Consider the following 13075-nt stretch of genomic DNA (forward strand, 5'->3'; position numbering starts at 1 on the left):
TTCATAAAAAATTATAATTTTTACTTTTTAGCTAATGCATCGGCACGCATTTTAATAATCTTTTGCGCTTTTTCCGTATCCGAAGCAAATACATCATTCCAGCCGAGGCCTATCACATCTTTCTTCATCATTTCCCAAAGCTTGTCGAACTCTGCTTGATTCTTTGCGAATACCATTTTCCAGGATGTGTTCTTTACATAGTCAGAAATCTGGCTGCGTTTGTTTTTAACATCTGATGAATCGCTTCCTAAACTTGTATTGATATTGGGGACGATATCGATCATCTTATGTTTCAGGTAGTAATCTGTTGCGTTTTCTGCATTATAGGTGTTCTGCCAATCCGTCGTTAGCGCTGTCTTGTTCGCTTCAATTGTTGGGCTCCAGTAATTGCTGTTATAGAACTCCCCTGTCTTTGGATCTTTGGCGAAATCGCTTATGATCATCGTGTTGAGCTTGCTTTGTCCGTCCTGGTATCCGCCGCCTCCGTACTCTTCCGGAACAGGTGTATTTTTCTGGAATGCGGTTTAACCCACTTCGGTCAGCTTAAACTTGCCGTCTGCCGTCTTTTCGTAGTTGAAGCCTTCAAATCCATTCACATAGTAGCGCAGGCCTTCAGGAGAAACAAGCCAATCCATGAATTCCATGACCCGATCGGGATCATTGGCTTTGGAACCGATAGCCTAATTGTTTTGCACAGCCAAAGCTTTTTTTCCCGCCTCCAAGACAGCAAGAATCCGATCCACATCATAAACGCTCCCTGTCCAGGTTCCTCCGCTGACAGATTGTAATGCAGCCCATAAACGAGTATCGTCAGGAAGTCTTTCGTCTGCGGCGAGCTCCGGGTGAGGGACTCGGGCAGCAAGCACACGGGCTCCTTCTTCGGGGGTCAGCACTTCATCACCATCGCCTAGAAAATGGATGCTGCCTTCCAAACTGTTACGATCAACTACGATGTCAATCGTATCTCCATCCCGCAGCTTACCAATCGGACCGCCAGCTAACGCTTCAGGTCCAACATGACCGATACAGGCACCTGTGGATACGCCCGAAAACCGCGCATCGGTAATTAGGGACACGTATTTGCCGAACGGCAAATGCTTTAGTGCTGAGGTTAATTGATAGGTCTCCTCCATCCCCGTACCCGATGGTCCGCGCCCCATCAACACCATAATATCACCGGCTTGAATACCGCCGATCTTGATTGCCGAGATAGCCGCTTTCTCTGAGGTAAACACCTTGGCTTTGCCCCGATGGCGGTAAACCCCATCCTCTCCAACGGTTGTCGGGTCAATCGCCGTCGATTTAATCACTGATCCTTCCGGAGCCAGATTCCCCATAGGAAACGTAACCGTCGAGGTCAATCCCCTTTCTTTGGCACGTTCTGGACTCATGATGACGTTGTCCGGATCTATGCCGTCCATTTCCATAAGCAGACTTCTCATCCGCCCTCGGCGCTCGCTCGTTTCCCACCAATCCAGTACAGTCCCCAGCGTTTCACCGGTTACTGTCAACGCATTTTCTTTTAGTACCCCCAAACGGCGGAGATGCAGCATCACTTCCGGCACCCCTCCGGCCAGAAACACTCGAACAGTCGGATGATATTCCGGACCATTCGGCAAAACGCTGACTAGTCTTGGTACGTCTTTATTGACACGAATCCAGTCTTGAACGGTCGGAATGGGCAGCCCTGCCACATGAGCGAAGGCAGGAATGTGCAGCAGCAAATTGGTCGATCCGCCAAAGGCCGCATGAACAACCATCGCATTATGGATGGACGCTTCGGTCAAAATATCCTTCATCCGGATTCCCTTTTCTTCGAGCGTCATCATAGCGCGGGCCGACTGCCTGGCCATCTCTTCCCATACGGGCTGTCCCGATGGTGCAAGCGCAGCGTGAGGCACCGTCATGCCCATAGCCTCTGCAATAACCTGCGAAGTAGCTGCCGTTCCAAGAAACTGGCAGCCTCCACCTGGTGTGGCACAAGCCCGGCAGCCGAGGTCGGCAGCGTCTTCCAGACTGATTTCACCATTAGCATACCTTGCACCTATGGTTTGGATTTTCCCAGCGTCCTCGCCCTCCGTGGGGGGTAATGACACTCCGCCGGGCACAATTACGCAAGGAAGTTCGTGCATCCCGGCCAGAGCAATCATCATGGCGGGCAATCCTTTGTCGCAGGTTGCTACACCGAGCACACCTTTGCGCGTCGGCAAGGAGCGGATGAGACGCCGGAAAACGATCGCTGCATCGTTGCGGTAAGGAAGAGAGTCAAACATGCCTTCCGTACCCTGGGACCTACCGTCGCAAGGGTCGCTCACATATCCGGCGAAAGGAACCCCTCCGCTTTCTGTGATCACCTCTGCAGCAGCCTGCGTCAGCAGGCCAACCTCCCAGTGACCGGTATGATAGCCGAGCGCAACTGGACTGCCGTCTTCCTTACGTATGCCTCCTTGCGTGCTTAACAACAGATACTGTTTACCCTTCAGGCGAGACGGTTTCCACCCCATCCCAACATTTTGGGTAAGTCCGAACAATTCTCCGCTTGGAGCATCCAATAACATTTCTTTTGTTAGTGGCAGTGAGCCTTTTGGGCCCTGCGTATGCGTACGGATTGTAAACAAATCGTTATTTTCATTTGCCATAATCGATTTTAATTGCTCTGTCATCAACCCTCACCCTTCCGAATTAGGTTTCATAGCAAAAGTGATACGCTTACGCTTTGAGAAATACCGTTTTTATCGATGTGTAAAATTCAATGGCCGCCTGGCCTTGCTCGCGCGAATGAGAGCTAGACTGCTTCATTCCGCCGAACGGAGCCTGCAGCTCCACCCCGGCTGTCTCGGAATTAATTCTTACTAAACCGGCGTCCATATCTTGAATAAACAAAAGAATGTTGCTTATGCTTTGCGTGTAAATAGAAGCGCTCAGACCATAATCCGAATCGTTAGCCAGTTGAATGGCTTCTTCCATGGATTCGACCTGAATTAGCGCGAGTATCGGGCCGAATATTTCTTCCCGGGCAATCGCCATTTCCGAAGTTACTTTATCAAACACAGTGGGCTGAATATAGAAGCCTTCGGCGAGATCTGGATGATCCGGTGAAGCACCGCCGAACAACAGCTCAGCTCCTTCCTCTATTCCTTTTTGAATGTAGGACTGCACCGTTCTTAGCTGATTTTCGTTTGCGCAAGGGCCGAGCCATGTACCGGCATCTAATCCATGACCAACTGTTAAACCTTTTAATTTGCTCAGGAGCTTTTCTTTGAAAGTTTCATACACATCACGCATCACAATGACACGGCTTGTTGCCGTGCATTTCTGTCCTGTCGAACGGATTCCGCCACTGATCGTCGCGTCGACAGCCAAATCCAAATCGGCATCCGCAGCGATAATAATCGGATTTTTCCCGCCCATCTCAAGCTGGTATTTCGCCCCTCTGGCTAGTGCCGCCTGACCGACCCGTTTGCCAACTTGATTGGAACCGGTAAACGTAATTCCGTTTACATCCGGATGCTCTGCAAGACCTTGCCCGATCACAGATCCGCTTCCGGTCACTAAATTGATAACTCCGGCAGGAAGTCCCGCTTCAGCGATGCATTCTACGACTTTGGCAGCCGTCACCGCCGTCTCCTGAGCAGGCTTCAGCACGACCGTATTACCATAAATTAAGGCTGGCGCCATTTTCCATATCGGAATCGCAACTGGGAAATTCCAAGGTGAAATAACTCCGACAACCCCAAGCGGTACACGGGTCGTAAACATCAGCGCTTCGCTGTCCGTGGAGGGTATCACTTCTCCGATCTTCCGCATCCCTTCACCGGCATAGTAGCGCAGGATGGCGATCCCTCGTGCCGTTTCGCCTTTTGCTTCCGGCAATGTTTTGCCCATTTCACGCGTCATCGTCTCGGCAATTTCATCGATGCGTCTTTCCAGCGCATTGGCCGCTTTAAACAAGTAGTCGCCTCTTGCCGAGCCCGATAACTTTCTCCAACCTTGCTGTGCGGCTTTGGCGGACGCAACCGCTTGGTTCACTTCCTCCAATGACGACGACTGCACATAGCCCACGACTTCACTTCTTTTGGCAGGATTTATGCTGGGGACGGTTTGCCCAGTGCCGGCTGGACACCATTCACCGTTAATATAGTTTAAATAGGTTTGCCCTCCAACAAATACAGATGCCATATATATTCCTCCTTGAATGTATGTATTTTATAAATCAAATGTATAATTACAGATTAGCTTCCTGCACCTACAACATGATTGACAAGTGTTCCAATACCGGTAATCTCAATTTCGATCCGGTCTCCGTGAGCGAGTGTAAATTCGTTAGGCGGTACAATGCAAGTTCCCGTCAGCAGCACGGTTCCGTCAAACAATTCATTATCCCGAATCAAATATTCGGTCAATTCCTCAAGCTTTCGTTTTAGCTGATTGGTATTAGCCGTTCCCTCGACGGCTTTTTCCCCGTTACGATATATTCGGCTTGTAATCTGCAAGTTGTAAGGGTCGTCTACCGTTTCGGCTAAACGGATCGCTGGTCCCAGGGAGCAGGAACGCTTCCATACTTTGGCCTGAGGCAGGTAGAGCGGATTCTCGCCTTCAATATCCCGGCAGCTCATATCATTGCCAATGGTGTATCCTACGATTTTCCCCATAGCGTTTAGAACAAGACCTAACTCCGGTTCTGGCACCTGCCACACGGAATCGCTTCGGAGTTGTACTTCACCGCCTGGACCTACCGTTCGGGCAGCCGTCGATTTGAAAAAAATCTCCGGGCGCACAGCGTCATAAACTTTATCATAAAAGGTCAAGGCATCCAGTCTGCCTTCGGTCGCCTCATAATTCCGTGCGTCTCTGCTTCGCTCATAGGTAACCCCAGCAGCCCATACTTCTGGCGCTTCAATTGGAACGAGTAGCTCCAGCTGATCTACTCGACATGTTAGCGCTTCACGGCCTTCGATCATTTTCAAAACCAACTCGAGCGGTGAAATCTCTTTTTCGTCAGCTTCTTGAATCAAAGCTAAAAAATCGCTTTGCTGCAATACGAAAATTCGCCCTTCGTCATTAACTGCAGCTAGCTGTGAAAGCCCTTCATTTATAAAACGGATAATTTTCATAAATTGCTCACTCCTCTAATTTTGTTTTATATTATAAAACAGCGTTCTCAAATAATAGTGTAAAAAATGCCTGGACTCGACATGCTTTACAAAACTTGCCGAAACCCCAGGGTCTGTGAAATCGTCTCTGCTTCTTTCTTAAGTAGGGCAATATACTGCTTAAACAATAGGTCATCTACCGTTGAAATTAAAGTTGATATGCTGATCGCTGCTACAACCGAACCATTATGTTCGAAAATAGGAGCTGCAGCGCATCGTACGCCCGGTTCGTTCTCCTGATTGTCAATGGAGTACCCTTGCTCATTTACCTGATTCAATTCGTGAAGGAATGCCTCTCTGTCCGTAATCGTCGCTTCTGTAATCTTGGAGAAATGGTAATTCCGAAGGAGCATATCGATCTCATCCTTCGTTCTAAAGGCTGTCAGCACCTTTCCTACCGCGCTGCTATGAAGTGATATTCTGCGACCGATTCGGGAATAGCGAATCGCAGCTTTTTCCCCCTCAACTTTATCCAAATACACGCCTTCCTTCCCATCAAGAATAACGAGATGGGTTGTCTGACCTGTCTGCTCCGACAAAGCAGTCAAGTGCTTTCGGGCAACTGTACGGATGTCCAGGCCTTGCAGCATAAGCTGTCCCTTTTCCAGGAGCTTTAACCCTAACTTGTACTTTCCTGTTTCCATATCCTGATTGATATAACCGTGTAACTGAAGCGTTTTCAATAAGGAGTGTATTGTACTCTTGTGAAGCTCCATTCTCGCGCTGATTTCTGTAATTTTCAGCTCTGTCGTATGCTCGTCGAATAAATCCAATATTTTCAATGCTCTGTCCAGCGCTTGAATAATAGGCATGGTATCACTCCTATCCACAAGTCCATAATAATCTTTTACAACCATGCAATCAAGATAAAGTTATTATTTATCACTAAATATACACTGCGGTGTTATTGAAAAATCTTGACAAGATTTTAGCTGGTATAGATATTCAACTATAGTTTCCCGTCCCTCAGTACTAAGGATTTATCTCATGTACGCTCACTCATCCTCAGGATTTCATCACATTGTACACGAACCTAGAAAACTGAGCCGTTCCTCCAATCTCCTTGGTAGAATATAGGAACAACCCGTAACGCGCCCCTACAAATTGATCCATTTTCCAGACCATATTATGGGTAATACCAAGCTTTTTCCAGTCTTCTCCGTCCATGTAATAAAACTCGCACTCGTCTGTATTGTTCACGAAATTGCCATAAGCCTTCAAAGTAACTTTGTCACTGTCCACTGGAATCCTTGCATATTCCACCCCAGTCTCATTGTCTACTAGGTTTCCGAAGATCGTTTTATCGTCTGTGGTTCTTGCCAACATGACCAAGTAGTATTGTCCAGCTTCCTTGGTAAGTGCAATGAAGCCATAGGTGCTGATCAAGAAGCACAAGCCTGCATAATCGCCATCCTTTAGCTCGCTTCCATCCAAGGTAACGATAGCTTCGCATGCGGGCCCCATTGTACGCTGTGTCAATGTATTTACCGAAAATGTTAAATTGGTATTGATTTTTCCAGATTGAATACGATATGTACCCGGCTTATCCGTTACGGACCACAAAATATCTGTCGGGATATGATTCCACTGCCAGTAGTCTTTCAGATGAACCTTGCCGTTCTCATCTGGCTTGTAGAAGAAATCATCGCTTCCGACCAAAGGTTTGTATTCATATCCGGGTCTAGTACTCGGAATGTCGATATATGGGGGTGGCTTCCTATCGAATACCGGAACATCATTTTCCCAATGCAAAGGCACCAAGACAGGGATACGGCCAACGGCACCATGATCCTGAAACAAGAGGGCATACCATTTACCATCTGGCGTATCAACGATTCCGCCTTGTGCTATACCTGCATTAAAATACTCCATGTCATCATCAAACACCTCTCCGCCAACAAAGTCCCCCTCCAGGGAATCTGCTACAAAACAGGCTTGTGTTCTGCGACTATGTCTGGACTGCGTAATGTGTATAAAAAATGCGTAATATTTTCCATTAATCTTATAGATATGGGCACCTTCATAACCAAGATGATAAGGTCCTGTCTCCCTCACAATGATCCGGTTTAATCCACCAGGCTTGGGACCAGTCAAATCTTCCTTTAATTCTGTAAGATGAATCTCGGCATTTCCATATATAATATAAACTCTGCCATCATCATCAAACAAAAGTGAGCAATCATGATAGAATCCTTCGATATTCGGGTGCCTCATCCATGGTCCTGTGATTTCAAACGCAGAAAACAAATACGTTTGATGCGTATCGTTTGCTACGAAACATACATAATATTTACCTTGATGGTAACGCAAAGATGCCGCCCACATTCCCTTTCCATAGATCTGTCGGCCACCCTCCAGCCTCTGATCCGGTGTATCATCCAAAGCATCATATACATATGTTGCCACTTCCCAATGGATCAGGTCATACGACCTCAATATTACACACCCCGGCATAAAATGCATGGTCGTACTGACCATATAATAAGTATCCTCCACCAGGATCACATCGGGGTCCGGATAGTCAGCCCATATAATGGGATTCGGGTACATCTGCATTTCCCCTTCCCTTAATTTAGCTCCTACAATAAACAGCCATGTTCAATAGTCGTGACGTCTTTCTCAACTCACTTCTTAGCTCGTAGGGCATCCCGATGCTCCAAGGGTGTCAAACCGGTCATTTTCTTGAAAAATCGGGTAAACGAGTGAGCCGCCTCGTACCCCACACGAACACCGACCTCCGAAATTTTCAGCTCATCCTGCTTGAGCAGCTCTCTTGCTTTTCCAATCCTTGCTTTAAAGAACGTTGCCTGGAATGAGCATGATCCTATGTTGGTTATTCCAATGTGAACGAAGCTAGACTCGCGCCTCCCGTACCCGTATACGTGAAATACAAGGCTTGTATGCCATCCGGTATAACGAGATCCGTAGAATATTCCTTCCATATATTTGTAAAGTCAACCAATATCTTCCCGAGAGCAGGACCGTCCCATGATGTTTTCACTTCAAAGGCACCACGGCAATATCCACGCACCCTGATTTTGACTTTCTTGATCCCATCGCACTGAAAATATTTAAATCCGGCTGTTGCGGAATCCCTCATATTGGCGATATAACCGATCTCCTCATCTCCATCTTTCCCATCTTGGGTAATCTTCGGAAACCGACAGTCCATCCATTCCCCGGGAGCTCCTGTATACAACGCCTCATCATTGCAAAACAGATTGCAAGCCTGGTACGAAGGATATTCCCCTCGACCGTCAAGCGGCCCTCCATTCGAACCGCAGGATGTCATTTCCACCTGCGGGATCGTACCATCCTCGCGGAATTCGATCTGTTCGATACAACCTTGCCGGCTGAAATTCGTTCCGTTGGTATGTCTATGATAAAAAATGTACCACTTTTCATTCATCTCAACAATGCTACCATGGTTATTGCCGCCATAATACATGGGTTTATTCGCCGGTTTGTATGAGTCGATATGAAGATCATTATTGCTGACAATGACTCCCTGATATACGAAATCCTTTGTTGGACATTTACTGGTCGCGTAGCACAGTTCATGCATGACGATGGATGAATAAATAAAATAATACGTATCGCCTTTCTTCCTTATAGAAGGGGCCTCAAAAAACTCATGCCCTTCGAATCCGCTGCCTTTGCTGTAAGGTTCACTTGGCGCGACAAATACCGGTTCCTCCAAAATCGTGAGCATATCGGGACCCAGGACCGTAGCCATGGCACCGCTTCTTGACTTGTCCCCAGCTGCACAGAAACCGGTATACAGGTACGTTCTTTCTCCTTCTGTCATCACTCCTGGATCAAATTGTGGCTCGTCGCCTTCTCTGTCTCCCAAACGTGTTCCATCGGCATATCGAACATAGCCATAAAATTCATATTTGCCGGCAGGGGTATCACAAACAGCGACCGAAACGATAGAAACCTTGTCAAGGCCATAGTACAAATAATAACGTCCATCCGGACCCACCGTGACATCTGGTGCATACAGACACATACTTTCATCAGGATTAAGCGGATCATCTGTTTTTTTGTAAATCACGCCTTCATACCGCCAGTCTGCCGGGTCATCCTCAGGTGCCGACCAACAGACATAATCGTTCAAGCAATACGCATGCCCATTAAAACGGTCATGAGAGCCATATACATAAACTCTGCCGTTAAAAACATACGGTTCTCCATCGGGAATATATTCCCATGATGGAAGATATGGATTTCGTGCTTGTTTTTTCATATTAATCTGTTCACTCCTTGCTAAATTGGATGTTTCTTTCATATACACTGAATATTCTTCTTCCTCAACTCTGAACAACGGTATGAATATCACATGATTGCCCTGATCGTCATCCACAGCAAATTCCAACCGTTCCTTTTCACGGTTAACGAGTTTATCAATGATATTCTGATTGGAAATTTCCTTCAGTTGCGAGTTTGACCCGATCTGGATTCGGCCTTAGCAAGTACATGAACCGCAGTCCCTGCCTCCGCCTCAAACGAATAGGTTGATGCGTCGAGTTGCGTTGGCTCATAAATCTCCCCTTCAATCCATAATTGGATGGGCAGATTGCAACGAATACGATACACCCCTTTATAATCTGGCTTCAGATCAGCATGCTGTAATTGACCGTCCTTCCATGCCATATCTACCGTTACCGCACCGCGGGCGCGAAGCCCCGTTACTTCACCATTGGACCATGCCTTAGGGAGAGCTGGTAACAAATGAATGGCGTCAGCATGGCTTTGCAGCAGCATTTCCGCGATACCCGCAGTCCCGCCAAAATTGCCGTCTATCTGAAACGGCGGATGGTTATCGAGCAGGTTGGGCAATGTGGAGTGCGTCAAAAGGGCAGTTACATTTTCGTATGCTTCTTCCGCATCTCCCAGCCGAGCCCAAAAATTCACAATCCAGGCGCGACTCCAGCCTGTATGTCCGCCTCCGTTTGAAGTCGTCTCTCAAGTGTCCGGCGAGCAGCAGCACTTAGGCTTGGTGTCTTCTCTGGAGTGATCTGTGTTCCCGGGTGCAAGGCGAACAAGTGTGAGATATGACGATGTCCTGGCTCCACTTCCTCATAATCTTCAATCCACTCCTGTATTTGTCCATGACGCCCAATCTGAGGCTGTGGCAGCTTATCCATTGTAAGTTTAAGCGTTGTCAAGAAGTCCTTATCCGTCCCTAACTGTTCACCTGCCGCTAGACATGCGAGAAACAATTCGCGAGCAATCTGACTATCCATGGATGGCCCATAGCAAAGCACGCCCGTTTCCCCATTCGGCAATCTATATGTGTTTTCAGGTGAGACAGAGGGGCAAGTGACAAGCACTCCACTAGGAAGTTCGACCATATAACCAACAAGAAAAGCAGCCGCTTCTTTCATCATCGGGTAAGCACGTTTCAGAAATGCCTCATTCCGCTCGAATTGATAATGTTCCCAAAGATGCAGACATAACCATGCAAGACCAAGGGGCCAATATGTCGAGGGTAGATAAAGATCCTGCGGTGCGGTATCCGCCCAAATATCAGTATTATGATGGGCAGCACTGCCACCACACCCATACATGACTTGAGCGGTTCGGCGACCGTTTGAAATCATCCGTTCGATCAATTCAAAGAGAGGCTCATGGCATTCGGGTAAATTGCAGATCTCAGCCGGCCAATAGTTCATTTGCGCATTAATGTTAATGGTAAATTTGCTGTCCCAGGCCGGCAACATATCCTTATTCCAAATCCCTTGCAAATTCGCAGGTAAAGATCCTGGTCTGCTTGAAGCAATTAGCAGATAACGGCCATACTGAAAATATAAAGCTAGAAGTCCGGGGTCTTCAGCTCCAGCTTTCATCCGTTCCAATCGTTTCGAGGTGTCTTGTTCCACAGCTTTGAATGCAGCATCAAGCCTTAACGATGTCCGCTCAAACAGTTTACAATAATCCTCAATGTGAGCCGTTAATAAATCAGTATACGCCCGTGAAGCAGCACGCTTGGCATTCGCAAACGCTGCGGATTCAGGGTCGGACTCTCGAAAATCCGTGGCGGCGGAAATGACCAATGTAACGGCATCGGCATTGGTCACGACCAAGTGCTCCCCAATCGTACGCATTTGGCCTCCCTCTGGTTTGCACATCAACACACCGCAATAGTTAACACCTCCGCCACTATTGCCGCTCATTATGATCGAATTACCTTCTTCTGTACGGATACGGTCTACGTATCGGAACCTTTCCCTTCCCATTCTTGCCGTAAAGGAAATTTGGCCCGGCGTATCAGCCGTCAATCGAATCACAATCGCGCCGTCCGGATAGCTCGCAAAGATCTTGCGACGATAATGAACCTTACCCGCCTTAAAGGAAATACTGACCACTGCTTCTGATAAATCGAGCTCCCATTCATAATCGATGACTTGGTTATCGTCTAATGTTTGGAAATGAAGAAACAGATCGCCGAGCGGCACATAATGACGCTGGGTTTCAGGGATCGCAGTTAAGGCAAGCGAAGCGAGGGACTCGGCTTCTTTGAGCTTCCCTTCAAAAATGAGGCGGCGAATTTCCGGAAGATGTACCAAAGCATCCGGGTTATGCCGATCCCTCGGCCCTCCATACCATAAGGAATCTTCATTAAGCTGCAATCGTTCGGAGCATGGTCCTCCGAAAATCATAGCTCCCAGCCGTCCGTTGCCAATCGGAAATGCTTCGTCCCAATGCTTGGCTGGGGAGCGAAAAAATAGTCTTTCTTTGTACTCTAAACGTGCTTCACTCATGATGATTGCCTCCCTCACTTTACAATCGTATTCTATTTATAATCAGCAGGCTTGTATTCGAACCAATCAAATGCCGCAGGTACGATATGTTGCGGAGGCTTCGATTCGAATCCGCGATGGAGGAAGTTTCATCATGGATGGATCCCCATGCTGACTTCGTCCAGGGAATCACCGTTTCAGGATTCAATGGTTCATGCAACCACGTAGGACGTTTGACGAAGAGTCTCCTGTTTTGTTGTGTAAGTTACTGTTTGGCGGCCCTCTCAACAGACGCGCCTTCCATCTGCTTGTGAAACTTTCTTGGTGTAAAGCCCGTAATCTGCTTGAATTGACGGCAGAAGTGCTCCACGTTGTTATACCCGCAGCGTAAAGCGACCTCCGCGATGGATAGAGAGCCGTGCAACAAATATTCCTTGGCTTGGCGGATGCGGCTTGTAATTACGTCATCCATACAAGAAATCCCGAAAGTCTTCTTGTAAATTGTCTGCAAATACCCAGGACTGATGCAGATAGAGTCGGCCATTTTCGGAACCGCCCAGTCCTGGCTAGGATTACTGTAAATGGCGGTCCGAAGCGATAACAAGTTGTAGTATTTGGGCGTAATTACTTCTTGAAAGTAAGATTCCAGCAGCTTGTTAAACAGGGTTCTCAGTAAGCAGTCAATGGATGATTCTTTATAATCTTTTTGAAAAGAGTGTTCGCTGACGAGGAGTTGGAATATTTTGTGGCAGTATTCAGGGTCATTCAATGAAAATGGCACTCCGAATGGAAGCGATGTTTCCGTTACGTACGATTCGTTGGATTCGAAACGAATCCAGTCGTTCTTATATTGTTCCGCGCAGGCCCGGTAATAAATTTTTTGATGGGGATGGTATAAAACTCCACTGTGTGCTGGGTACTCCTTCAATTCTTCATTGACCCAAAACAGGGCAGGTGTATGGGTCACGACGAGCAGCCAACAGTTATGGCCCTCAGGGATATCGAACACAAAATTGCTTGCGTGTGCGGCATCATACTCAACATAGAAAATGTTGGTCATCATGATCCTCCAGTATCAAAAAAATGACAATACATCAATTATTTATTAGCATATATTGCTGTTTGAGAACAGTCAACGAAGCAAAGGAACGACGGCTCGTTTGGCACTCTTGTCTA

The 13075-nt window shown here is 47.3% G+C and carries 11 protein-coding genes; all 11 read right to left on the reverse strand.

Annotation, left to right across the window (positions count from 1 at the left end; translation table 11 throughout):
- Positions 1-20: 20 nt before the first annotated feature.
- The 11 genes from ACBP55_RS27100 to ACBP55_RS27150 all read right to left on the reverse strand — a co-directional run bounded on the left by ACBP55_RS27100 (position 21) and on the right by ACBP55_RS27150 (position 12962).
- Positions 21-443: a hypothetical protein gene (locus ACBP55_RS27100; protein WP_464646007.1), complete on the reverse strand. Its 423-nt coding sequence runs from the start codon at positions 441-443 to the stop codon at positions 21-23.
- 237 nt (positions 444-680) lie between these two features.
- Positions 681-2663, reverse strand: a complete 1983-nt coding sequence (locus ACBP55_RS27105; protein ID WP_464646009.1) for a YjhG/YagF family D-xylonate dehydratase — start codon at positions 2661-2663, stop codon at positions 681-683.
- Positions 2664-2709: 46 nt separating this feature from the next.
- Positions 2710-4179 carry an alpha-ketoglutaric semialdehyde dehydrogenase GucD gene (gene gucD, locus ACBP55_RS27110; protein WP_464646010.1) on the reverse strand — a complete coding sequence of 490 codons (1470 nt, stop codon included), beginning with the start codon at positions 4177-4179 and terminating at the stop codon, positions 2710-2712.
- 53 nt (positions 4180-4232) lie between these two features.
- A complete protein-coding gene (locus ACBP55_RS27115) occupies positions 4233-5114 on the reverse strand; it encodes a fumarylacetoacetate hydrolase family protein (RefSeq protein WP_464646012.1) in 882 nt (293 codons plus the stop codon).
- Between the two features lie 86 nt (positions 5115-5200).
- On the reverse strand, positions 5201-5965 hold the full coding sequence (locus ACBP55_RS27120; protein ID WP_464646014.1) for an IclR family transcriptional regulator: 765 nt from the start codon (positions 5963-5965) through the stop codon (positions 5201-5203).
- A 193-nt stretch (positions 5966-6158) separates the two neighbouring features.
- The gene (locus tag ACBP55_RS27125) at positions 6159-7703 is read right to left on the reverse strand and encodes a glycoside hydrolase family 43 protein (protein ID WP_464646016.1); all 1545 of its coding nucleotides are present in this window, start codon (positions 7701-7703) and stop codon (positions 6159-6161) included.
- Positions 7704-7777: 74 nt separating this feature from the next.
- A complete protein-coding gene (locus ACBP55_RS27130; RefSeq protein WP_261301737.1) occupies positions 7778-8095 on the reverse strand; it encodes a helix-turn-helix domain-containing protein in 318 nt (105 codons plus the stop codon).
- Positions 7987-9402 (reverse strand): family 43 glycosylhydrolase, encoded by a 1416-nt coding sequence (locus ACBP55_RS27135; RefSeq protein ID WP_464646018.1) that lies wholly within the window; start codon positions 9400-9402, stop codon positions 7987-7989. Before ACBP55_RS27135 ends, ACBP55_RS27130 begins: the two co-directional genes overlap by 109 nt.
- 185 nt (positions 9403-9587) lie before the next feature.
- Entirely contained in the window at positions 9588-10070 is a 483-nt protein-coding gene (locus ACBP55_RS27140; RefSeq protein WP_464646019.1) for a glycoside hydrolase family 95-like protein, read from the reverse strand.
- A complete protein-coding gene (locus ACBP55_RS27145; RefSeq protein WP_464646021.1) occupies positions 10067-11920 on the reverse strand; it encodes a glycoside hydrolase family 95 protein in 1854 nt (617 codons plus the stop codon). The genes ACBP55_RS27140 and ACBP55_RS27145 overlap by 4 nt, the downstream gene beginning before the upstream one ends.
- Before the next feature lie 244 nt (positions 11921-12164).
- The gene (locus ACBP55_RS27150; RefSeq protein WP_464646023.1) at positions 12165-12962 is read right to left on the reverse strand and encodes a helix-turn-helix transcriptional regulator; all 798 of its coding nucleotides are present in this window, start codon (positions 12960-12962) and stop codon (positions 12165-12167) included.
- Positions 12963-13075 lie beyond the last annotated feature (113 nt).

The organism is Paenibacillus sp. WG02, assembly GCF_055396115.1.

Excerpts from the sequence above, each read along its gene's own strand:
- ACBP55_RS27100 (WP_464646007.1), bottom strand. The coding sequence starts at position 443 with ATGATCATAAGCGATTTCGCCAAAGATCCAAAGACAGGGGAGTTCTAT.
- ACBP55_RS27105 (WP_464646009.1), bottom strand. The coding sequence starts at position 2,663 with ATGACAGAGCAATTAAAATCGATTATGGCAAATGAAAATAACGATTTG.
- gucD (WP_464646010.1), bottom strand. The coding sequence starts at position 4,179 with ATGGCATCTGTATTTGTTGGAGGGCAAACCTATTTAAACTATATTAAC.
- ACBP55_RS27115 (WP_464646012.1), bottom strand. The coding sequence starts at position 5,114 with ATGAAAATTATCCGTTTTATAAATGAAGGGCTTTCACAGCTAGCTGCA.
- ACBP55_RS27120 (WP_464646014.1), bottom strand. The coding sequence starts at position 5,965 with ATGCCTATTATTCAAGCGCTGGACAGAGCATTGAAAATATTGGATTTA.
- ACBP55_RS27125 (WP_464646016.1), bottom strand. The coding sequence starts at position 7,703 with ATGTACCCGAATCCCATTATATGGGCTGACTATCCGGACCCCGATGTG.
- ACBP55_RS27130 (WP_261301737.1), bottom strand. The coding sequence starts at position 8,095 with ATGGAAGGAATATTCTACGGATCTCGTTATACCGGATGGCATACAAGC.
- ACBP55_RS27135 (WP_464646018.1), bottom strand. The coding sequence starts at position 9,402 with ATGAAAAAACAAGCACGAAATCCATATCTTCCATCATGGGAATATATT.
- ACBP55_RS27145 (WP_464646021.1), bottom strand. The coding sequence starts at position 11,920 with ATGAGTGAAGCACGTTTAGAGTACAAAGAAAGACTATTTTTTCGCTCC.
- ACBP55_RS27150 (WP_464646023.1), bottom strand. The coding sequence starts at position 12,962 with ATGATGACCAACATTTTCTATGTTGAGTATGATGCCGCACACGCAAGC.